We start from the raw sequence: 21,072 nt of genomic DNA on the forward strand, positions 1-21,072 counted from the left end.
GTGCTTCACTGCACTGAGCGACTCGCCTCGCCGCATTTTCGATTCGGTTCATCGCCGTTTCATTGCCCCTCTGCTCAAAGAGGATTCTTCTCGTGGCGCAGCTGTCTGCGCTCGGATCGCCGACACGGAGGGATCGATGACGATATTCAACAAGAAACTACCGCGCTTCGGCTTGGTAATCGCCGCTTTCGGCATGGCAACCAGCCCGCTGGCCGCGCAGGTCGAAACAATCGATCCCAACTCGGCGATCGATGGCGACTTGATGGAGCAGCCAGGCGATCAGCCGGTATACGCCGAGCCTGATGCCGGTAATTCCTACTCTGAGCAAACTGATATTGGCACGACTTATACGCCAGAACCCGATGCTACTGCTCCGGTCGATGCCTATCCGGAACAGCCTCAGTGGTCGGAAAAGGCCGCCGAAGAAGCCGCTGGCGAGGCTGTGAGAACGGCGGGGACGGATGATCCTGCCACGACCTATCGCGAAGACGATCTTATCGGCGCCGCCGAAGGGGTCTTCGGTAAAGGCGCCAAGGGCGTCGCGGACATGATAAAGAATCTGCTGTCGAAGCAGGGCGAACCCAACGCCTACATCGTCGGGCGCGAAGCGGGCGGCGCATTCATCGTCGGCGCGCGCTACGGATCGGGCACACTCTTCCACAAGGTCGAAGGCGAACGGCCGGTTTACTGGACCGGACCGTCAATCGGATTTGACGCGGGGGCCAACGCGGGCAGCACGTTCGTCCTCGTTTACAACCTTTACGATAGCGAGGAGCTATACGAGCGGTATCCTGCGGGTGAAGGGCAGGCCTATGTAATCGGCGGTCTTACGGCGAGTTACATGCGCAAGGGCGACGTAGTGCTCATACCTATAAGGATGGGTGCAGGGTTGCGGTTGGGCATTAATGCGGGTTACATGAAGTTTTCCAAGAAGCAGCGCTGGCTGCCTTTTTGAGAGTTTGGCGAAAGGAGCCCTTCGGGTCGCCCAACGATAATTCCTGAAGAGCTCCGGGGCCGCAGCAGGATTTCCTGTTGCGGCCCTTTCCATATCCGGCAATTAGGCGGGCATGCTTGACCAACTCGAAGCCCAGGCCCCCGACGCGCTGCTCGCGCTCATCAAGATGTACGCGCAGGATCCGCGCGACGACAAAATTGATCTTGGGGTGGGCGTCTACCGCACGAATGACGGGGCAACACCCGTCTTCCGCTCGATCAAGGCTGCCGAGCAGCGGTTGGTCGATACGCAGGATTCCAAGAGCTATCTTGGCCCCGAAGGCGACTTGGGCTTTGTCGATGCTCTGAAACCATATGTGTTCGGAGCCGACCCGACGATGGGGGGAAGGGTCGAAGGGATGCAGACGCCCGGAGGCACGGGCGCGGTGCGCCTTGCGGCCGCGCTTGCAAAAGCAGCAGGTGTCACACGCATCCATCTCGGTGTGCCGAGCTGGCCCAACCATGCGCAAATCCTGCAGGATGTTGGTCTCGAAGCTGTCACCTTTCAACACGCGAAAGCAGATGGTGCCGCCGATATCGATGCCTTGCTGCAAACAATTGCCGATGCGCGCGATACGGATGCGGTTCTGCTGCATGGATGTTGCCACAACCCCAGCGGTGTCGATTATACCGAGGCACAGTGGGCTCGGATTGCAGATGCATTTGCCGACAAGGGAATCCTGCCGATCCTCGATGTGGCCTATCATGGTCTGGGGCAGGGCCTGGAAGAAGACGTTGCGGGTGTACGCAAGGTCCTGGCCAAGGTCCCAGAAGCGCTTGTCGCATATAGTTGCGACAAGAATTTCGGCCTCTACCGCGATCGCGTCGGCGCGTTCTATATGATTGCGAAGCAGGCTGCTGACTTGCCCACAATTGTTTCCAACGCCAATGCGCTGGCGCGGGCCAACTGGTCGATGCCGCCGGATCACGGTGGTGCTGCGGTGCGCACGGTTTTGACCGACGAAGAGCTGACCCAGCAATGGCTGGATGAACTCGACGAAATGCGGGCGCGCATGCGCCGCGTACGCGAGCGGTTGGCCGCAGCGGACAATGAGGTGCCAGGTCTCAACCTTGCTGCGTTGGGTGAACAGAATGGTCTATTCGCGATGCTGCCGCTCACCAAAGAGCAGATCGTGCGCATGCGCGAAGACCACGGCATATACATGGCCGGCTCAGGCCGAATTAATGTGGCCGGTCTCCACGCTGGCAACACGGACAAATTCATCGCCGCGTTGGCGGACGTGACCGCCGGATAAGCCACCATGAACCGCCAGCCGATTTTACAGACCGATCGGCTGATCATTCGTCCATTGGCGCAGGCCGATTACGAACCACTCTATCAGATCGCTTCAGATCCGGCAGTGTGGGAGCAGCATCCCATTCATGACCGCTGGCGGCGCGAGGTGTTCGATGCTTTCTTCGCTGACGGGATGGCGAGCGGTGGCGCCTTGGCCGTATCAGACAGAACGACCGGCTCGCTTCTGGGCTCGACCCGTTTCGGCCCATTTGACCCTGAAGAGGACGGTGTGGTCGAAATTGGCTGGACCTTTCTCTCAACGCGCCACTGGGGCAAGGGCATCAATCCCGAAATGAAACGTGCCATGCTCGCCCATGCTTTCGTCAGCGTAGGACTTGTGGAATTTCGTGTCGGCGACACCAACTATCGCTCGCGCAATGCTCTGGAAGCAATCGGAGCCATGCGCAGCGACCGTTACGAACTTCAGAAGTATCAAGGGAAACGCGTGGTGCACCTCGTTTACGAAATCACCCGCGACCGTTTTGAACGCCACATGCTGGAGAAAAGGTGATGAGCAAACGCCTGCTGAAGCGCTTCCTGGGGCGGGTCATCGAACGTGGAACCTTGAGCATGACCTTTGCCGACGGCGAGGTCGTGACGATGGGCCAGGCTGAAAGCGGCTTTCCCGACGTTGCCCTGCGGCTGACAGATCGGAAGGTTCCGCGCGATATTTTGCTCGACCCACGTCTCGGAGCAGCCGAAGCCTATATGGATGGCCGACTGCAATTGACCCGGGGCGGCATCATGGAACTGGTTCAGCTCCTGCGGTCCAATGCTCCGTTCGAAAGGGGCGGTCAGTTACGCGCGCCAAGTTTGGCCAAGCGACTGCGCAATCGGGCGGCCTTTGCAATGGAATCGGTCAACAACAGCGTTGGATCGAAACGCAATGTCGCGCACCATTACGATATCGGCAACGATCTCTATCGACTGATGCTCGATCCCGAACACATGCAGTACAGCTGCGCCTACTGGGATGACGGCACCGAAACGCTCGGCGCCGCACAGGAAGCCAAGCTTGCCCATATCGCTGCCAAACTGGCGCTATCCGGTGGGCAAAACGTGTTGGACATCGGCTGCGGATGGGGCGGCATGGCCATCTACCTCGCGCGGCACTTCGACGTGCGCGTTCTCGGCATCACTCTTTCGGAAGAGCAACTGGCTCTTGCGCGGGATCGGGCGCAGGCCGCCGGTGTCGCGGATCGTGTCACCTTCGAACTCATCGACTATCGCGACTTGCCACTGCGGGGGGACAGGTTCGACCGGATCGTTTCTGTCGGGATGTTCGAACATGTCGGACGTCCGCAGTTTGAAACCTTTTTCCGGGCCACCGCGAATTTGCTCGAAGATGATGGCGTCATGCTGGTCCACACCATCGGGCGCATCGGCGGGCCGGGCACGACCGACGCATTCACTCGCAAATACATCTTTCCAGGCGGCTATATTCCTGCGCTTTCGGAAACGCTCCGGGCAAGCGAGAAATCTCGCCTGATTCATACCGATATCGAAACGCTGCGCCTTCATTACGCGAAGACCCTGCGGGCGTGGTATGCCAACTGCGAAGCCAATCGCGAGGCGATCGTCGCCATGCACGACGAACGTTTCTACCGCATGTGGACGTTCTATCTGGCTGGCGCGACAGCGGCGTTTGAGTGGGGCGGAATGGTAAATTACCAGATCCAGTTCGCGCGGGATCGCCGGGCGCTTCCTGTAACGCGCGACTATATGGCGGTTGCTGAAGGCAAGCTACTGGCAGAGAGATAACGCCCCGGCGACCAAAGAGAGCTCTTCAAATCAAGAGTATTTACCGTACCCCTTTCTATCGAGCCTCAACCTGTTAGTGCGAGTCCTTCTCAAAAGGAGGGCCTGATTTATGCGTAAACTCATCCTTGCCGCTGCCCTTTCTGGCAGCCTTGCTACCGTGGCCGCCTGTTCCGGCAGCGCGGATAACGCGAACGAACCAAGCGACACCGCGGCGACCGGCGGACCGGCTGCCGGCGACATGGCGAGCGAGACCACGACTGTTGTGGATGCGAATACCGCAACCGCTGAACAACTCGCCGGCACGGAAGGTGTCACTCCCGAACTTGCCGAAGCGATCGTAGCCGGACAGCCTTATGCCAGCGTGACCGATCTCAATGCAAAACTGCTTGAAACCCTAAGCCAGGACGAGGCCGCAAATGTTCTGATCAACGTCTTCGTTCCAGTAAATCTCAACACCGGTACGGAAGAAGAAATTCGCCTGATACCCGGCATGACCGACAAGATGGTACACGAATTCGAAGAGTATCGTCCCTATGCCGACATGGGTGTGTTCGATCGCGAAATCGGCAAATATGTCGACGAAGCCGAAGTCGCGCGCTTCCGGAACTACGTCACTCTCTGACGCTGCTGCAAGGCAACTCTGACGATCTCGATCGCGGCTAGGATGCCTACGTGGATCCAGGCCGTGGTCGGATCGAATGCCGACCAGACCCAATGAAGGAAAGCCAGTATCGCCGCTGGATAGACCAGTCGGTGGAGCCGCTTCCATGATCGCTTCAGTCGCCGAACCGAGAAATCGTTTGAGGTAATGGCAAGCGGCAGGAAGAGGGCGAGCGCTATCCAGCCTGCAAGGATATAAGGTGTGGAGAGTTCGGCGAACACGAATTCAGGCGACCCCTTCCTGATGAGATACATGACTGTATGGGTCAGCGCGTAAGCAAAGCTTGCAACGCCCAAATCGCGGCGGCGGCGCATGAGCCAGATCGCCCAGGCCTGCTTGCGGAACATGAGGCGCAGCGGAGTTACCGCAAGCGTCGCCATCAGTAACCAGGCTGCCCAATCGCCACTGTCGCCGATCGCATGGCCATAGCCGTAGAGCTCGGGTGTCGCGATCCAGCGCCAGGCAATCCACAGTGCCGGAAGCGCCAGGACAAGCCACAAAGTAGGGCGGGAATTTGCGGCAGCTTTCAGCACATGTGTGCCCGCATTGTCAGACCGCGAGGCTCTGCATGCGCTTCAGATACCGCGCAAGTACATCGATCTCAAGATTGACGGCGTCGCCTTCGGAAAGGTCGCCCAACGTCGTCACTTCACCCGTATGTGGGATGATATTGAGCGAGAAGCGGACATCGCCATTAGGTTCGTCCTCGACATCGTTGACTGTCAACGACACGCCATCGACGGTGATCGAACCCTTCTCTGCAATGAAAGGCGCGATCTCTTCGCTGGCGAGGATTTCAAGACGGGTGGAACCACCGATATCCTCGGCAAGAGCGATGCGGCCCACAGCGTCCACATGACCGGTAACGAGATGCCCGCCCAGTTCATCGCCCAGCCGCAGAGCCGGCTCGAGATTCAGGCGCCGGTCGGCGCGCCACTGGTCTTGAGGTGTCCGGCTGATCGTTTCGCCCGACACGTCCACCGCGAACCAGGCATCGCCCGGCTCGCCACCTTTTTCAACGACAGTCAGGCAGACACCCGAACAGGCAATGGAGGCGCCGATGTCCATACCTGCCGGGTCCCAGGGGCACGAAACTACGACGCGCAAGTCGCCCTTGTTCTCGACCTTCGTGATGGTGCCAATGGCGGTTACGATCCCGGTAAACATGCGTGCTCCTGGTTAACGCGTGCGGCTGTAGGCTGCGAAGGTGTCGCTGCCAAGCTGACGCCGCTCGACCTGACACCAGCGATCATGCGCATCTTCAAGTTTTGTCAGCCCGACATCGGCCACTGCGCCGCGGCCGCCCCCGATCACAATAGGGGCGCGGTAGATTTCCAGGCGGTCGACGAGATCGGCCTTCAGAAAGCTCGCCGCGATATTCGCACCTGCCTCGATGTAGAGGTAGAGTGCATCGAGTTGCGCAATCTGATCGGGGGTGTTGATGACTTTGACCCCGTCCGGCGCTATTCCGCGGGTGAGGACCACTCGCTGTGGGCCACGATCTTTCAGCCCAGGCAGCCGCACGTCGAGCCGCGGTTTGTCCGCCCGCCACGTGCCGCCGCCAACCAGTATGGCATCGGCGATGGCGCGGCGCGAATGCACATGTGCACGCGCCACTTCGCCCGATATCCACTGGCTCTCGCCAACCGCAGTCGCGATACAGCCATCAAGCGACATGGCCAGCTTCATCGTGACATGCGGGCGATCGGTATGCGCGCGTATGAGATAACCCGCGAGGCTGGCCTCGGCTGCTGGATGCTGGACCAGTTCGGCGGAAATGCCGGCGTCGCGAAGCCGAGCGAACCCGGCCCCTGAAGTTCGCGGATCAGGATCTTCTACTCCTGCGACAACGCGAGCCACACCGGCGTCGACCAACCGTTCGCTGCAGGCCGGACCCCGCTCTGAGCGATGTGCGCAAGGCTCCAGTGTTACATAGGCGGTTGCCCCATGAGCGCGCTTACCAGCTTGGTCCAGGGCAGCCGCTTCTGCATGAGGGCGCCCACCCACGGCTGTCCATCCGCGGCCCACGACCATGCCATCTTTTACAAGGATGCACCCGACGCCGGGGTTGGGATAGCTTACGGGGCGCGCGCGACAGGCAAGCCGCGCGGCCGCATCCAGCCAGCGCCAATCACTCGCCGCTGTCGTCAACCGTCGAACCCGCCCGATACAGCTCGCGGCGGCGAGCCTCTGCTTCCGCCGCTTCGCGAGCGTTTTCTATGGCCGCCTGACGTGCCATCTCATCCACGTCGAGCCCCGTTGCGCGTCCGAGGGTCTTGTAGGCGTCGACCTTCTGCTGGCGTAGTTCGGCCAACTCCGCCTCACGAGCGTCCTTGCGTTTCTGGTTCTCAAGGTTGCTTTGGCGAATTTCCTCGTCGCTTCGGCCTTCGGCGAAGGTGGAAATAAAGCTGACCTTGGGGGCGTCCGGCGGGCGGAAATGCGATTCCTGAGCCAGCATTGCGATCCCGGCAAGCGGGATCAAAATGGAAATCGTCAGGAAGGTCCAGCGATACGGCCGCGGTTCGCGAATATAGTCCCACAGGTCGGCGGCCCCGGCCTTGGCATCGAAACGTGTCTTGAGGCGCATGATGTTCAAGATAGAGGTTTTCGATGAACCGCGCCAGTATAGGCTATCCGAATGTCGCATAAAGCGTCCGGCCGTGTACGCTCAGCCAACGGTTCGCTCGTTCGATGTCGTCCTCGTACAGCCGGTCTAGCAGCGCGTGAAACGCGGGCGAATGATCGAAATGGACCAGATGTGCGACTTCGTGAGCAACGACCGAACGCCTGACAAAATCCGGGGCCTGGACGAGCCGCCAGTTGAGCCGCAGCACGCCTTCGGAAGAGCAACTGCCCCATCGGCGCTTGGCCCGGGTCAGTTTCACATCGGCGCGATCAAGGTCGCCGCGTGTGCAATATTGCGCCGCATCCTCGCCGAATAAATCCAGTGCCTCACGTTCGAGCCAGCGCTGCAGGCGTGCGCCGAGTGTTTCCCTCGGGCCTCCAACCCTGAACGCGCCATCTTTGAAATCCGGTTTGCGGGGCAGATCCTCACGCCATTCGACCGCGATGTCTTCGCCGCGAAAGAGCATCGTGCCATCGCGGGCGGGATCGCGCCGTTCGGGCACCTTGGCGAGCTGCGCGCTCAACCATTCTTGCCGGGCATGGGCAAAGGCGATCGCATCGGCACTGCGGCACCATTGGGGAAGGGTTATGCGCACGGCGCTGCCATCGTGCGCCAGTCGAAGGGTCAGCCGCTTTGCGCGGCGGTTGCGGACCAGATCGATCGGTACGTCGCGCCCGATAAGCTTGATCGTAGGCTCCAGTGCTTCACGGCGGAGCCAGTCAATCATGCTGCCTCCTCATCATCGTCGCCCCAGTCGACGACATGATGCTCCAAAGGGCCGGCCACATCCTCGCTGATCACGCGCCCGGCTACCGACACGCCCGCGCTTATCACATCCTCGCGACTGCCCGAGATAAGGTAGTGCCAGCGCGGGAGCGGCATCCCGTCCGCGCGCAGGCGATAGGCGCAAGTCGGCGGTAGCCAGCTTACCTTGTCAACGATTTTCAGGGTGAGCCGCAGACACTCCGGCACGAAAGTCTTGCGCCGGCGATAGTCTGTGCAGGCTGCCGTCTTGGTATCCAGCAGCTTGCACGCCACATTGGTGTGCTCGATCTCTCCGGTGTCTTCATATTCTACCTTGTGCAGACAGCAGCGCCCGCAGCCATCGCACAGGGCTTCCCATTCTTCCGTATTGAGATCGGCTAGCGGTCGCTCCCAGAAGCGGTCCCTCAATGCACCCATTTTTCCAGTTCCGCTGTCACCGCCTCTGCGCCTTCATCGGTCGGAAGCATGGCCAAGGGTTCGCCGTCGGGGCCGAACAGATAGGTGATGTTGGTATGGCCGACCAGATAGCCGCCGCCTTCCTGCTTCTCGCCTATCGAATAGGTGGCAGCGAATTGGTCCGTTACCTTATCGAGCTGTTCCTTGGTCCCAGTCATGCCGATCAGGCGTGGGTGAAAATTGTCGGTAAATTCCGTGAGTGCCTGCGGCGTATCCCGTTCGGGATCGATGCTGATGAAAAGCGGCTGGATCTTCGCACCCAGTGCAGGATTTTCTTTTTCGAACGCTTTCAGCCCCGCCATCGCGCGTTGTGTGTCGACGGGGCAGACGTCGGGGCAATAGGTGTAGCCGAAATACACGGTGCGATACTTGCCGTCGAAATCTTCCCAGCTGACCTGTTTGCCGTCTTCGCCCGTAAGTGTGAAATCTCCGCCTATGGCAGCGCCTGCCAGGGGCGGTTCGGCTGGCGGGGTCTGGTTGCAGGCAGTCAGGGCAAGGAGGCCCGCTATAACAAGGGTTCGGTTGTGTAGCATGGTCTGACGGTTCATGGTCTGCTAACCGTCCTTCGGCAAGGGCGAGTCATCGATCCAATTGCGAATAATAGGGGTTTTCGCACTGTGAAGCGTTTCGCGACAAACATACTTCTGACTGGGCTTGCGGGGATGATGGCAACTTCGCCTCTCCATGCGCAATCCCAGAGCGACGGTTACAAATTCCTCGAGGCAGTCAAAAAGCGCAATGGTGACGAGGTTACCCGTTTTCTCGAAGAACCTGGCAGTATCCTCGTCAATTCCCGCGATATTTCCAGCGGCGACACCGCGCTTCACATCGTGACGCAACGGCGCGATCCGGTCTGGCTGCGGTTCCTGCTCGCGAAAGGTGCTAACCCCAACATCGCCAACAGGAGTGGTGGCACGCCGCTGCAGCTAGCAGTCCAACTCGGCTTTGCCGAGGGGGTGGAAATCCTGGCTGATCGCGGGGCAGCACTCGATGTTCCGAACAGCACCGGGGAAACCCCGCTGATTACAGCGGTGCATCGCCGCGACACTGGCCTTGTTCGCCTGCTGGTGGAAAAGGGCGCCAGCCCCGACCGGGCTGATAATTCAGGCCGCACGGCGCGCGATTATGCCGAACTCATGGGCGCGCGCTCGGCCATGCTGGACGAAATCGAGCGCGCCGAATCCTCCCGCGGCGAACAGACAAAATCGTACGGACCGAGCTGATTCATGGATGTTGCCGATCTCACGCTCGACGAATTGCGCCTGGCACTTGCCCCTGGCATCGCGCAAGCAGCCGTGTTCGATGGCTGGAGTGCCGATGCGCTCGACATGGCGGCCGATCAGCTTGGCGCGGATCGCGACGTAGCGCGACTGGCGTTCAAGGACGATGGCGCAATGGGCATGATCTGCGCCTGGATCGAAACCATCGATCGGCAAATGATCCTGGACCTTCCGCCGGAAAAACTGGCTGCGATGAAGATACGCGAGCGTATCCGCAGCCTTCTGCAATTCCGTCTCGAAGCGGTGAACGGGCAGGAGGAATCCCTCCGCCGCGCCCTCTCCATCATGGCTATGCCGCAGAATGCGCGTCGCGCTTTGAAGGCCGGCTGGCACAGCGCCGATGTGATGTGGCGGCTCGCCGGGGATACCGCCACCGACTACAATCACTACACCAAGCGCGCGATCCTCGCCTCTATCTACGCGGCCGCGCTGGCCGTGTTCGTCGAGGACGAGAGCGAGGAAAAGGCCGACACCAAAGCCTTTCTCGATCGGCGCATAGAAGGGGTCATGAAGTTCGAGCGGACCAAGGCGAAGTGGTTTAGCCCCGATCGCGAGCATTTCAGTGTTTCACGTTTTCTTGGACGATTGCGTTATCCAGCTCGTTAGCGCGCTATTGATAATCGGTTGCAATAAAGCTGCGCATCTGGCAGCGGCTCCAGCATGACGCTCGACGGATTTGATCACGAAAAGACCGCCCGTATCGTCGCGGTTAACTGGACTGCGCTGGCCGAGGATGAAGGCAAGCGCCTCAAAGCGCTCGGCGTGGACGAAGGCGCGGAGGTCGCCGTCATCCACCGTGGTATTTTCGGCACGCGCGATCCGATCGCCATTCGAATCGGGCGGATGACAATTGCCCTGCGCCGCTCGCACGCCCTCGCGATCGAGGTGGAACCCGCATGAGCCGCAAGCGTACCGCAGCACTGGTCGGCAATCCCAACGCGGGCAAATCGGCTCTGTTCAACGCGCTTACGGGCGCGCGCCAGAAGATCGCCAACTATCCGGGCGTCACGGTCGAGCGAAAGGCTGGGCGGCTGACCCTTCCCAGCGGCGAGCCGGTAGAACTGATCGACCTACCCGGTTCGTACAGTTTCGATGCCGCCAGCCCGGATGAGGAGGTAACCCGCAAGGTTATCCATGGTGAATTCGATGGCGAAGCGCTTCCCGACGTCATCGTCCTCGTCATCGATGCGGCCAATCTCGAACAGCACCTTGTCTTCGCGCAGGAAGTCCTTGAGCTCGGGCGTCCGACAGTCGTGGCGCTTAACATGGTCGATCTGGCGGAGCGTGACGGGCTGGTGCTCGATCCTGCCGCACTTTCCGAAGCTCTGGGCGTGCCCGTTGTCACCACGGTAGCCGTCAGGCGCAAAGGTCTGACAGATCTCGCCGCCGCCATTGCCGAGGCAGAAACCCATGCGGACGAGGAAGCGCATACGCGCTGGCACATCACGCTGCCGGAACGCCGCCTCGCTGCCAAGCATATCGCGCGCGGCGCGATCCTGTCGAAATCGGCGCGTCACACGGTTGAAAATGGCGCTGATCGCATCCTGCTCAATCCTTGGATCGGTCCGGTCATCCTGTTCGGTCTGCTGTTCATCATATTCCAGGCGGTTTTTGCTTGGGCGACGCCTTTCGCCGATGCGCTGGAAGGCGGAGTCGGGGTAATTTCGAGCGCAGTTATCGACACTATGCCATCCAGCTTCGTTCGGGACTTCCTGACCGAAGGCGTGCTGGCCGGCGTCGGTTCCGTCGTCGTCTTTCTGCCGCAGATCGTGATCCTGTTCTTCTTCATCCTGATCATGGAAGCGACAGGCTACATGGCCCGCGCGGCGTTTCTGATGGACCGCTTGATGGCGGGCGTGGGCCTGTCAGGCAAAAGCTTCATTCCGCTGCTCTCCAGCTTCGCCTGCGCCATCCCCGGCATCATGGCGACGCGCAGTATCCCAGATGCGAAAGACCGGCTGACGACCATTCTCGTCGCGCCGCTCATGACATGCTCGGCCCGCCTGCCGGTTTACGCCGTGATCATCGCCGCGGTCATTCCGTCTACCACGATCGGCCCCGGCATTGGCCTTCAGGGTCTAGTGCTCTTTGCGCTCTACCTTGCCGGGATCGTCGGTGCGATGGTGGTGGCTCTGGTATTGCGTCACTCAGTCGCCAAGGGCGCGGCTAGCGGCTTCATCATGGAGATGCCGCGCTACCAGCTCCCCCGCTTCAAGGACCTGGCGATCGGTCTGTGGCAGCGCGCATGGGTTTTCCTGCGCCGTGCCGGGACGATCATCTTCATGGTCACTATCGCCCTCTGGCTGATGCTCAGCTTTCCCAAGGCAGAGCCGGGCGAAAGCCAGATGGATGCCAGCGTTGCCGGCATGATCGCGAGCGGGCTTCATCCCGTGCTGGAGCCGATCGGCTTCAACCGCGAGATGAGCCTTGCCCTTGTGCCGGCAATGGCTGCGCGCGAAGTTGCGGTGTCCGCGCTCGCCACGACTTACGCGGTCGATGCCTCGGATGAAGATGTTGCTGCAGAAGGCGTTACCGACCGGATCGCTGCATCGTGGAGCTTGCCCACGGCGCTGGCCTTCCTCGCGTGGTTCGTCTTTGCGCCGCAATGTATATCCACCATCGCCGTCGCCCGGCGGGAAACCAACGGATGGAAATGGCCCGCCTTCATGGTCGGCTATCTGTTCGTCCTGGCCTATGTGTTCGCCGGGCTGACCTTCTGGATTGCTACCGCGCTGGGGTTATAGCGAACCCCATCTACTCCCGTGGAAATTCGGTGGCGGGCCTAGAAGCGATGCGAAGGCTCGGTTAGGCCCTTCGCCAACAGATTACGAAGGGACGATTCGATGGCCGGAAGCCTCAATAAAGTCATGCTGATCGGAAACCTGGGCGCAGACCCGGAAATCCGCAGCTTCCAGAACGGCGGCAAGGTCGCGAACCTGCGCATCGCGACCAGCGAAACGTGGAAGGATCGTAACACCGGCGAACGCCAGGAACGGACCGAATGGCACACTGTCGCGATCTTCTCCGAAGGTCTCGTCGGCGTGGTGGAGCGCTTTCTGCGCAAGGGCAGCAAGGTCTACATCGAAGGCCAGCTACAGACGCGCAAGTGGCAGGATCAATCCGGCAACGATCGTTACAGCACCGAAGTGGTCATCCGCGGCATGAACGGCTCGCTGACCATGCTCGATGGCGCACAGGGCGGCAGCAGTGGCGGCGGTGGCCAGCGTGGCGGTGGCAGTTCGTGGGATCAGGGCGGGGGCGGAAGCTCAGGCAGCTGGAACCAGGGCGGCGAATCGTCGGGTGGCGGCGCGCGCAGTTCCGGCGGCGGGTCCAATTATGACGATCTGGATGACGACATTCCGTTTTAGTTAGGGGTATCTCTCTTTCTGTAACAAAGCCTAGTTAAGTCACTGGTTAATTGCAGAAAAACGAGATTTACACCGTAACTAATTCATCGGCATCAGATTGAATGAGTAAGGGCTTCCTGCAGGTGTAACTGTAGGAAGCCCTTCTCGTATTATGTCTTTGACTGGGACATTTCCAACAAGCGCTTGAAGTTCATTGATGAATCTCCCATGTCATTCAGAACATTGGGGGAACATCAATGCAGACGATTTACCGCACTAAAGCCATCCGCTTAGACAGTGGCGAGCGCTTTCCCTTGCTGGTTGATCGTGAGACCGAACTACCCGTTCTCGACGTCATTGACTTCAGCCTTGCTTACCACCGGACCAAGTCAATCAACTCTAGCAAAAGCCGGGTGGGAGCTATCGGCCTTTTCCTCGAGTGGGCGGAAGCTTGTCTGATCGATGTCGACGAGCGTTTCGGAAGCGGCGATCTTTTTAGCCAAGCTGAGATCGAAAGTCTTGCTACGGCCTTAGGGCAGAGCAAGCGTAAGAAGGTAATTGTAGACGACCAGATACTCCCCGGTAACGTGCTCGGGGATACGCAGGCCAACCGGGTCGACTGGGTGACAGACTACATCCGCTGGCGGGCGGCAGGTGTGGCGCAGGCCATGAAGATAGATGACCCGCGCGTCCCGGCTATCAACCAGCGGTTTCAGCAGATCGAGAAGCAGTTGAAGGCGCTAAAACGAAAGGGTGCTGGAAAAGTGCGGCTCGGGTTGACGGAGGAGCAGCAAGTCCGGCTCTTCGAGATCGTCCGGCCTGACTCGCCTGAGAATCCGTTCTATGCCGAGACGCGCTACCGCAATTTCATGCTCTTCCTGCTCTTCTATGAACTCGGGATACGGAGAGCGGAATCGTTGGTCTTGAAGGCCAACCACGTAAATTTACATCAAGACCCCAGGATCACAATTGAACCCAATCCTGGAGATCCCAGCGATCCTCGAAAGGATCAGCCTCTCGTAAAGACGGCTGGCAGGACATTGCCGATAAGCACCTTACTCGCTCAGACCCTACACACCTACATAACCAAGCACCGCTCTCAGGTGCCCGGCGCCAAGAAGTCACCCTTCATTGTCCTCGAAAGCCGGAACGGACAGCCGCTTTCGCTCGCAAGCGTCTACGATATGTTTGTTTTAATCAGGGAGCGCTTCCCGGACGACTTCCCTTCCGACTTCTCCACGCACGTCTTACGCCACACCTGGAACGACCGTTTTATGGCAAATGCCAAGGAACGGGGACTTAAAGACGCCCTCGCTCAACAGGTGAACAACTACATCATGGGTTGGACAAAGACCTCTCAGCAGTCGGTCAAATACTCACAGCGTGAAATTGAACGCCAAGCGTCGCAGCTCCTCATGGGAATGCAACAGAATCTCTCGGAGATCGCCACATGAGCCGCGCTGCAAATAAAAGGCACCTAGCTCACTCTAGCGAAGCCAGTCTGCCTTCCGTCGTTATCGATCGGCGCGGTATGCCCGTAGATATCTCTGGTGATCGATGGTCGCTAAACGAGCCCACGGCGAAACTGTCGTTGGATTGGGCACTTCACGAAATCACCGATAAGGAGTTGCAGGCGAGTTTCAAACGTTACTTCGCTTGGCTTGTCACGACCCAGTCGCCGATGAGTGTTTTCAACTCGTTCAGGTTCGTGGCGGTTTTCACCCGAACGTCAGCGTTTAGAGAAGCCGACGAGAAATGCGTAGAAATTCCGTATCTAGCGTTCAGCGAAGCACGAGCGTCTCTCAGCAAGCAGCAGCAATGGCAGCTTCACTACTCAAGGCAACTTTATCGTTGGTGCGCGGCACAGGGCTATAGTCAATTCTCGACTGATGTCGCGGACAAGCTCGGTGATATTGTCATCGGCGGCAACCCGAAAGGACAAGCCGTTCGATCAAAGGACCCAACCAAAGGGCCCCTTGATGCGCAAGAGGTTGCCAGTTTGACCTCTGCCCTGCGATCAGCACGAGTGAACTGCAGCATCCCGCTCGAGGAACAAGCCATCGTCTGGCTGGCGCTGACGACAGGCAGCAATGCCGGTCAATATGCTAGCTTGCGAGAAGAAGATCTGCGCGAGGAGACAATTGGCGATCAAGTTGTCGCATACATCCTACGCGTCCCGCGTCACAAGAAAGGTCATGTCCAGCATAGGGCCGAGTTTAGGGAGCGGCGGCTGACGCCCTTCGTCGGACAGGTGATAGCCGAACTGATTGCTCAGAATCAGACCACACATCCCGCTGAAAAAGATGATTATGCGGCAAGACCATTGTTCCGTGCAAAGGCGCCGGCCTTTGGTCATAATCACCCACTTGCCGAATGGGCATGGCATACGACGCGTGGCCAGATCACCAATCTGCTGAAGCTCTCGGTTCAACATCTAGGCGTTCTGTCACGGACGGGTCATCCTCTAGCTGTGTCTACCAGACGATTTCGCTATACGTTAGCTACGCGTGCAATCGACAACGGCGCCTCCGCTTACGAAGTAGCTGAAGCTCTGGACCACACCGATCTCCAGAACGTCGGCGTCTATTTCGATGTTCATTCCAACATTGTCGAGCACCTTGATCAGACAATGGCCCTCGCGCTCGCACCGCGCGCCCAGGCGTTCGCCAAGCTAGTCCAGAACGAGGCTAGTGCAATCCGCGGTGATGTGAGCGGGAGCCGGGTCTACCACGGTGACCGTGAGAGGGGCCTAACCGAGCCTGTCGGCACCTGCGGTAATCACAGCTTCTGCAACGTCAGCGCAGCACCGTTGGCATGTTACACCTGTCCCATGTTCCAGCCTTGGATGGATGGACCTCATGATCTGGTGTTGGAGAGCCTATTGAGGAGAAGGGAAAAGAGTGTGGAACGAGGACTCAATCAGAAGGTGATCGCCATGAACGATCACGTGATCATCGAAGTCGCAGGTGTAATCCAGCGCATCGCCGACAAGCGTGCGGAGCAGCATGGCTGACCGGCTAATTACCCGGCCCGAGCGCAACGCGCTTGAACGGTTGGAGGCGTTCGTCGCGCAGGCTCGCTACGATTGTGCCGCATTCGGCACCAACCTCGATTGGGATCGAGCGGACTGGGATGTAACGACGCATTGTCCACGACCGGTGAGCAAGGCGGCTCAGAAGGCGGTCCTCTACTTCACCACCCATGCCAATGGAGAAGCGAAAAGCATCGAGGGTAGAGTGCCCATGGCCGAGCCCTTCGCCAGCTTCATCAAGGCTCTCATCCGCCGAAAGCAGGATAGTCGACCCCAAGGAGACGGGCCCCTCAGTCGCATCATCAATGCGGCGCGGGATCTCTACGATCAACTCGGTGATCGCGGGCACGACCCGGCCCGCTTGACGCACGCGGATTTCGCAGCGGCTGTGATTGCGGTCCAGAAACGCTCATCCCCGACGACCGCTTACAGGCTAGGTTGCGCCCTCCAGACGATCGCGGACACGATTGATCGGCACGGCTTGTCGGCCTCTCGCCTTAACTGGCGCAACCCCTTAAAGCGCCAGGCCAACGCGCTCAGCCGGATCAGCAAACACGCGAACGATGCGCGCGAGAGCAAGCTGCCAACGTCCGATGTGCTCGACGAACTGGCCCGTCTTTCGCACTTGGTGACAGACCCCAGTGATGTGGTCTGCATGAGCGTAATCAAGCTGCTTCACTGCGCGCCTTGGCGCATCGGAGAGGTGCTTGCCCTCCATGCCGATTGCGAGGTCGAGGAACAGAAAGCCGATGAGAACGGCGACGTTTTCGATCAGAATGGCAAGCCAGTCATGCGCTACGGCTTGCGATACTGGAAGGAGAAGTCCTCCGACTCCGACGTCAAATGGATCCCGACAGTGATGGTCGATGTTGCTCGCAGCGCGATTGCTGACATTCGCCGTCATACCGAGCCGGCACGAGAGCTCGCACGCTGGTTGGAAGAGCATCCCGGTCGCGCCTTCCTTCCGGGCCCTGACCTAGGCCCGTGGCAGTCCTATACGAAAGCCGAAGTCGCTGAAATGTGCGGGATGGGGCCGTGTGCCAAGTCCGGGCGTCAGTGGCTAATGTTGAGAGGCATCGACGCAACTGGACGCAAGGTTCGCATTTCTCGACTGGATCTTGAGCAAGCTCTCCTGAAGGAAGTGGTAAAGGTGGCCGATGATCGCCGCGGCATGAAGCTCAGCGACCATCTCCTCCTCGTGCATCTCAACTTCCACCATAGCCGTAAGGCTACCAATCCCTGCCTGTTGTCGTTGACCCGCGATCAGCACCTCGCCGATTTCCTTGGAGGTCGCAGATCAACACGTGGACGCACCCTTTCGGTTTTCGAGAAGTTCGAGAGCCCGCCGCAGCAAGACGGTTCGACAATGGGTATGACCAGCCACCAATTCAGGCACTGGCTCAATACCCTTGCGCAGGCTGGCGGGCTGGATCAGGCCTTGGTGGCCCGATGGTCCGGTCGAGACGATATCCAACAGAACAGCGAATACGATCATCTGACTGGACTTGAAATCGCAGAACGGTTTCGAGGAATGATGGATGAAGGGAAAATACAGGGAGCACTTGCAGACCTACACGATCGAAAGGAGCCGGCAGACCGAGCATCCTTTCGCGATACGGTGCTCGCCACGGCGCACGTAACGGACATTGGGCTTTGCGACCTTGACTGGATCAGCTCCACGTGCCCGGAATTCCAAGCTTGCGAGACCTGCGAGTTCTGTCTGGTCGAAAAAGGCAACGAAGATAGCAAGCTGCGAACCGAGCAACGCTTGGCCGACAATCGTTGGCTGCTGGAGCGTGTGCAGGCCGAGGTCGAAGATGACACAGTCGGCGCGTCCAACCACCTCAATGCGCTTCAGCAATCGATTGCCGGTTGCGAGCGCATCCTTGCTGTTCACCAGGATCCGGAAGTTCCCGACGGGACGCTGGTTCAACCAACAACAGTTTCACCCCGCCACTTCGATGGCCCCGGACTGGAGGACACAGTATGAGCGCTACCGGAAAAGGACGTAAGCGCGATGCCCTCACCCAAGGTGTGCAGGATCGCGTCGTCCTTCTTATCGAGGAGTGGAAAGAGGAATGGGGGGCATTCAGCGCCTCGGCACTTGAAAGAAAAGTCGCCAGTTGCCTCGGTATTCGGTGCACCCGACAGGGCTTGCTCAAGAAGGATGCTATCAAGACCGCTTTCGACCGTCGCAAGGCGAAAGCGGGCAAGCCAGCCAATTCAAAATCAGCGGAAGCGGTGGTTTTAGAACAGCGGATAAAACGTCTTGAGCAGCTCCTCGCCGAGAAGACGGCTCAGGTCGAACAATTACAAGAGATGGTTATCCGTTTTCGCCACAATGCCAAACTGATGGGATTTCCAGCTGATCGATTGGAAAGACCCATCGCACCCCTCATCTCTCACACCGAAAACTCGGCCTGAAGAACGCTGGCGTTCACGTGCCGAATTGAGCCGCAGCGACTCTGCCAACACGTGCTGCGGCTACCAGCAGCGAGTAACTAGCCGCCCGCAGCGGTAGGTTAGCTCGCCCGCCCAACAAATCATCTTCGTTTTTCAACCCGGTGCTTCTGCGCCCAAGGAGGTATTATGCCCTCAAGCTATCCGGCTGCCCGCGAGGCGCTGTTCGATGAACTGCGGCAGATTGTCCCTAAGGTCCTGGAATTCGGTGACGAGGAAATAATCTCAGTATCGGAAAATGACTGGGAATTGGTCATCCGCACGGAAACCACCACGACGAATGGCATTCCCTTCTTGTCGTTGCCTGACAAGGATTACCGGCGCAAAGGACCAGGATCGGCAATTACCCAGTTGCACAGCATGCTCGGGCTCTTAGTCCGCGATCGAATGTGGAGAAACCAAGGCGGCCCTGCACCGGATGCCGCCCTGTTCAAGACCAATCAGCTTACCGCTATGTTGCTCTATGCCAGCAAGACTGACCCACAGGAATTCATCGATGCGGTGTGGGACCCAGTTGATCTGCACGAAGGATGGAGCGAAGCCCATGAGTGGCAATCTGATCTCGCGTTGCCCGAAACGATGAGACAGTCGCCTGCCTCCCAACGTGGGGTCAGGCGACCTCCACAGACCTTGCAGTGGGTCTCTGGTATTAGCCTGCATGACGAGATCTTCATCGACGCGCTTGCGATTTACGGCGGTGCCGCTCTTTACAGGCTGACCCGCTTCGGCCCTACGGAGCTACGCCTGCCTGTCGATCCAGGTGAAAGTGTAGAGTTGCCCGCAGATGGTCAGCCCGTCGGGCAGATGTCCTGGAGGGGCGTCGCGTTGCGGAGTCTTGAGCCACTGCTTGTCGACGACCTCCGGTATGCTGGGTCGTCTAACGAGTTTAAGCGAAGCTTGCGCCTGATGCTCGACGGCGATTTTCTCTGGCAGTCCACGCATTTCGGAGGCACCGCAAATGAGGCAGTTCGAGCGGAATACAATCAGCGCATGCGCCAACTATTCCTCAAGCGCGCGCGTATCGAGGCTACAATTGTGAGGCATCTGCAGAAGTTTGCCGATAACTGACAACACCGCACGGCATCTACACCGTCGTCGGAAAATGCGAAAAACACTTGGTTTGATAATTCTTCCTTCCTAGAATCCCGGAAAGATGAAGGACCATGCTGATCTTGAGCTGCTGCGGCGAGTATGGAAGCGCTTCTGGGTCAATGAGGGACTGTCCGAACGTCAGATCCTCTTTGCCAAGGGACTTGGCGAGAAAGGGTCGAGCGAGGCGGCTCTAGGGTCAGCGTTCCACAATGGAATCGAGATCATTGGCGTCGTCGTCGACACTATCGATGAGATGCTGCACGGCGAGCTGTTCGGGAAACAGGGGCTTACAAAAAGAATTGAGCACTGGCTTGATTTCGGGGAGTGGTCGAAACTCGTCTCCTCGCTCGTAGATGCTGGATACAGCATCTACCTCACGGCCGATCACGGCAATGTAGATATCGTTGGAATGGGGCGCCCCTCGGAAGGCGTTCTGGCCGAGGCGCGTGGGGAACGCTCGCGGATTTATGACAGCGAAGCGCTTAGGCAGAAGTCTGCCGAAACGATCGCCGGATCCCGCATCCTACAGCCAGGTGGATTGCCGGAATCATATCGGCCGCTGTTCGCTCCGGAAGGGAAAGGCTTCATTCTTCCGGGAAAGTCTGCCGTCGTCCATGGAGGAACTGCAATCGAGGAGGTGATCGTCCCCTTCGTGAGAATCTCAAGGAAGGAAAAATTGTGACCATCGACCATCCCCGTATCGGCATGGACCGCTATATCGACGCCGACTGGATGGCGCTTTGCGCGAGCGTCGTTCGCGGCGAAATGACGATTGATGGCGTGCATGCACGTCTAGCGGACGACATCGCCGGCAAACAGGTGCAGCGAAAGGTTATAGGGATCCTCAACCGGATGTGGTTTCCCGGCGATCCATCAGGCCGGCAACTAGCGAAGCAAGCGGCTGCACTAGCCACCAAGGCTGACGGCGATCGCATAGCCGCTTTCGAAGCGGTGGCCATCGGTGCCTACCCCTACTTTCGACAAGTCATGGAGCATGTTGGACGACTCGTTCGACTCCAAGAGAGCTGCAGCGCAGGTGAGGTCCATCGGCGGATGTTTGAGCTGCACGGCAAGCGGAGCACGATCGACCAGGCGACTAGCTACTGCTTCAAGACCATGATCTCGTGGGGGATGCTTGAGCGAATGCCCGATAAACGGCTCTCGTCAGCACCCAGGGCGGCCATCGGCCAAGAAGCGCGGGAGATTCTTGATCAAGCAGCCAATCGATCGAGACGCAGCGTGTCGCCATTGCGTCCCAGTGATCCTTTGCTATTCCCATTCGCGAAGCAGAAATAGACAGGCT

24 protein-coding genes are annotated in these 21,072 nt (G+C 59.0%); 17 read left to right on the top strand and 7 right to left on the bottom strand.

The features are described from left to right. Nucleotides 1-136 precede the first annotated feature (136 nt). The 5 genes from ACIGGE_RS07720 to ACIGGE_RS07740 all read left to right on the top strand — a co-directional run bounded on the left by ACIGGE_RS07720 (nucleotide 137) and on the right by ACIGGE_RS07740 (nucleotide 4,673). On the top strand, nucleotides 137-955 hold the full coding sequence (locus ACIGGE_RS07720; protein WP_397489874.1) for a DUF1134 domain-containing protein: 819 nt from the start codon (nucleotides 137-139) through the stop codon (nucleotides 953-955). A gap of 112 nt (nucleotides 956-1,067) precedes the next feature. Then, a complete protein-coding gene (locus tag ACIGGE_RS07725; RefSeq protein ID WP_397489875.1) occupies nucleotides 1,068-2,249 on the top strand; it encodes an aromatic amino acid transaminase in 1,182 nt (393 codons plus the stop codon). A 6-nt stretch (nucleotides 2,250-2,255) separates the two neighbouring features. Further along, nucleotides 2,256-2,801 carry a GNAT family N-acetyltransferase gene (locus tag ACIGGE_RS07730; protein ID WP_397489877.1) on the top strand — a complete coding sequence of 182 codons (546 nt, stop codon included), beginning with the start codon at nucleotides 2,256-2,258 and terminating at the stop codon, nucleotides 2,799-2,801. Continuing rightward, nucleotides 2,801-4,051: a class I SAM-dependent methyltransferase gene (locus tag ACIGGE_RS07735; protein WP_397489878.1), complete on the top strand. Its 1,251-nt coding sequence runs from the start codon at nucleotides 2,801-2,803 to the stop codon at nucleotides 4,049-4,051. Before ACIGGE_RS07730 ends, ACIGGE_RS07735 begins: the two co-directional genes overlap by 1 nt. A 109-nt stretch (nucleotides 4,052-4,160) precedes the next feature. After that, nucleotides 4,161-4,673 (top strand): hypothetical protein, encoded by a 513-nt coding sequence (locus ACIGGE_RS07740; protein WP_397489879.1) that lies wholly within the window; start codon nucleotides 4,161-4,163, stop codon nucleotides 4,671-4,673. Here the strand turns inward: ACIGGE_RS07740 and ACIGGE_RS07745 are convergent. Genes ACIGGE_RS07745 through ACIGGE_RS07775 form a run of 7 tightly spaced genes read right to left on the bottom strand, consistent with a single transcriptional unit; the run spans nucleotide 4,658 to nucleotide 9,107 of the window. Beyond that, nucleotides 4,658-5,245, bottom strand: a complete 588-nt coding sequence (locus ACIGGE_RS07745; protein ID WP_397489880.1) for a sulfite oxidase heme-binding subunit YedZ — start codon at nucleotides 5,243-5,245, stop codon at nucleotides 4,658-4,660. The two genes, ACIGGE_RS07740 and ACIGGE_RS07745, sit on opposite strands and share 16 nt — an antisense overlap. A gap of 16 nt (nucleotides 5,246-5,261) precedes the next feature. Beyond that, nucleotides 5,262-5,879 (bottom strand): riboflavin synthase, encoded by a 618-nt coding sequence (locus tag ACIGGE_RS07750; RefSeq protein ID WP_196847789.1) that lies wholly within the window; start codon nucleotides 5,877-5,879, stop codon nucleotides 5,262-5,264. A gap of 12 nt (nucleotides 5,880-5,891) precedes the next feature. Further along, nucleotides 5,892-6,863 (bottom strand): bifunctional diaminohydroxyphosphoribosylaminopyrimidine deaminase/5-amino-6-(5-phosphoribosylamino)uracil reductase RibD, encoded by a 972-nt coding sequence (gene ribD, locus ACIGGE_RS07755; protein ID WP_397489881.1) that lies wholly within the window; start codon nucleotides 6,861-6,863, stop codon nucleotides 5,892-5,894. Continuing rightward, nucleotides 6,844-7,308, bottom strand: coding sequence for a hypothetical protein (locus tag ACIGGE_RS07760; protein ID WP_103025211.1), 465 nt, complete (start codon nucleotides 7,306-7,308; stop codon nucleotides 6,844-6,846). Before ACIGGE_RS07760 ends, ribD begins: the two co-directional genes overlap by 20 nt. A gap of 34 nt (nucleotides 7,309-7,342) precedes the next feature. After that, on the bottom strand, nucleotides 7,343-8,065 hold the full coding sequence (locus ACIGGE_RS07765) for a M48 family metallopeptidase (protein ID WP_103025212.1): 723 nt from the start codon (nucleotides 8,063-8,065) through the stop codon (nucleotides 7,343-7,345). Continuing rightward, complete coding sequence (locus ACIGGE_RS07770) at nucleotides 8,062-8,520, bottom strand: YcgN family cysteine cluster protein (RefSeq protein ID WP_103025213.1); 459 nt, start codon at nucleotides 8,518-8,520, stop codon at nucleotides 8,062-8,064. The genes ACIGGE_RS07765 and ACIGGE_RS07770 overlap by 4 nt, the downstream gene beginning before the upstream one ends. Further along, the gene (locus ACIGGE_RS07775) at nucleotides 8,508-9,107 is read right to left on the bottom strand and encodes an SCO family protein (protein WP_196847791.1); all 600 of its coding nucleotides are present in this window, start codon (nucleotides 9,105-9,107) and stop codon (nucleotides 8,508-8,510) included. Before ACIGGE_RS07775 ends, ACIGGE_RS07770 begins: the two co-directional genes overlap by 13 nt. A 114-nt stretch (nucleotides 9,108-9,221) precedes the next feature. Between ACIGGE_RS07775 and ACIGGE_RS07780 the strand changes: the two genes are divergently transcribed. The 12 genes from ACIGGE_RS07780 (at nucleotide 9,222) to ACIGGE_RS07835 (ending at nucleotide 21,065) form a co-directional block, all read left to right on the top strand. Next, nucleotides 9,222-9,782, top strand: coding sequence for an ankyrin repeat domain-containing protein (locus ACIGGE_RS07780; RefSeq protein WP_103025230.1), 561 nt, complete (start codon nucleotides 9,222-9,224; stop codon nucleotides 9,780-9,782). Between the two features lie 3 nt (nucleotides 9,783-9,785). Beyond that, on the top strand, nucleotides 9,786-10,445 hold the full coding sequence (locus ACIGGE_RS07785; protein ID WP_397489883.1) for a COQ9 family protein: 660 nt from the start codon (nucleotides 9,786-9,788) through the stop codon (nucleotides 10,443-10,445). A gap of 54 nt (nucleotides 10,446-10,499) precedes the next feature. Then, complete coding sequence (locus ACIGGE_RS07790) at nucleotides 10,500-10,739, top strand: FeoA family protein (protein ID WP_103025216.1); 240 nt, start codon at nucleotides 10,500-10,502, stop codon at nucleotides 10,737-10,739. Next, on the top strand, nucleotides 10,736-12,583 hold the full coding sequence (locus ACIGGE_RS07795; protein ID WP_397489884.1) for a ferrous iron transporter B: 1,848 nt from the start codon (nucleotides 10,736-10,738) through the stop codon (nucleotides 12,581-12,583). Before ACIGGE_RS07790 ends, ACIGGE_RS07795 begins: the two co-directional genes overlap by 4 nt. Before the next feature lie 99 nt (nucleotides 12,584-12,682). After that, the gene (gene ssb / locus ACIGGE_RS07800) at nucleotides 12,683-13,207 is read left to right on the top strand and encodes a single-stranded DNA-binding protein (protein ID WP_397489885.1); all 525 of its coding nucleotides are present in this window, start codon (nucleotides 12,683-12,685) and stop codon (nucleotides 13,205-13,207) included. A gap of 236 nt (nucleotides 13,208-13,443) precedes the next feature. Further along, the gene (locus ACIGGE_RS07805; RefSeq protein WP_397489886.1) at nucleotides 13,444-14,640 is read left to right on the top strand and encodes a tyrosine-type recombinase/integrase; all 1,197 of its coding nucleotides are present in this window, start codon (nucleotides 13,444-13,446) and stop codon (nucleotides 14,638-14,640) included. Beyond that, nucleotides 14,637-16,199 (top strand): site-specific integrase, encoded by a 1,563-nt coding sequence (locus ACIGGE_RS07810; RefSeq protein ID WP_397489887.1) that lies wholly within the window; start codon nucleotides 14,637-14,639, stop codon nucleotides 16,197-16,199. Before ACIGGE_RS07805 ends, ACIGGE_RS07810 begins: the two co-directional genes overlap by 4 nt. Then, entirely contained in the window at nucleotides 16,192-18,207 is a 2,016-nt protein-coding gene (locus tag ACIGGE_RS07815; RefSeq protein WP_397489888.1) for a hypothetical protein, read from the top strand. The genes ACIGGE_RS07810 and ACIGGE_RS07815 overlap by 8 nt, the downstream gene beginning before the upstream one ends. Next, nucleotides 18,204-18,641, top strand: a complete 438-nt coding sequence (locus tag ACIGGE_RS07820; protein WP_397489889.1) for a hypothetical protein — start codon at nucleotides 18,204-18,206, stop codon at nucleotides 18,639-18,641. Before ACIGGE_RS07815 ends, ACIGGE_RS07820 begins: the two co-directional genes overlap by 4 nt. Nucleotides 18,642-18,806: 165 nt before the next feature. Beyond that, nucleotides 18,807-19,745, top strand: a complete 939-nt coding sequence (locus tag ACIGGE_RS07825; protein WP_397489890.1) for a hypothetical protein — start codon at nucleotides 18,807-18,809, stop codon at nucleotides 19,743-19,745. An 85-nt stretch (nucleotides 19,746-19,830) separates the two neighbouring features. Next, complete coding sequence (locus ACIGGE_RS07830; RefSeq protein WP_397489891.1) at nucleotides 19,831-20,451, top strand: PglZ domain-containing protein; 621 nt, start codon at nucleotides 19,831-19,833, stop codon at nucleotides 20,449-20,451. Next, nucleotides 20,448-21,065, top strand: coding sequence for a hypothetical protein (locus tag ACIGGE_RS07835; protein ID WP_397489892.1), 618 nt, complete (start codon nucleotides 20,448-20,450; stop codon nucleotides 21,063-21,065). The genes ACIGGE_RS07830 and ACIGGE_RS07835 overlap by 4 nt, the downstream gene beginning before the upstream one ends. Nucleotides 21,066-21,072: the final 7 nt, after the last annotated feature.

It is taken from the genome of Qipengyuania sp. NPDC077410 (genome assembly GCF_044543405.1).
Lineage (GTDB): Bacteria > Pseudomonadota > Alphaproteobacteria > Sphingomonadales > Sphingomonadaceae > Qipengyuania > Qipengyuania pacifica.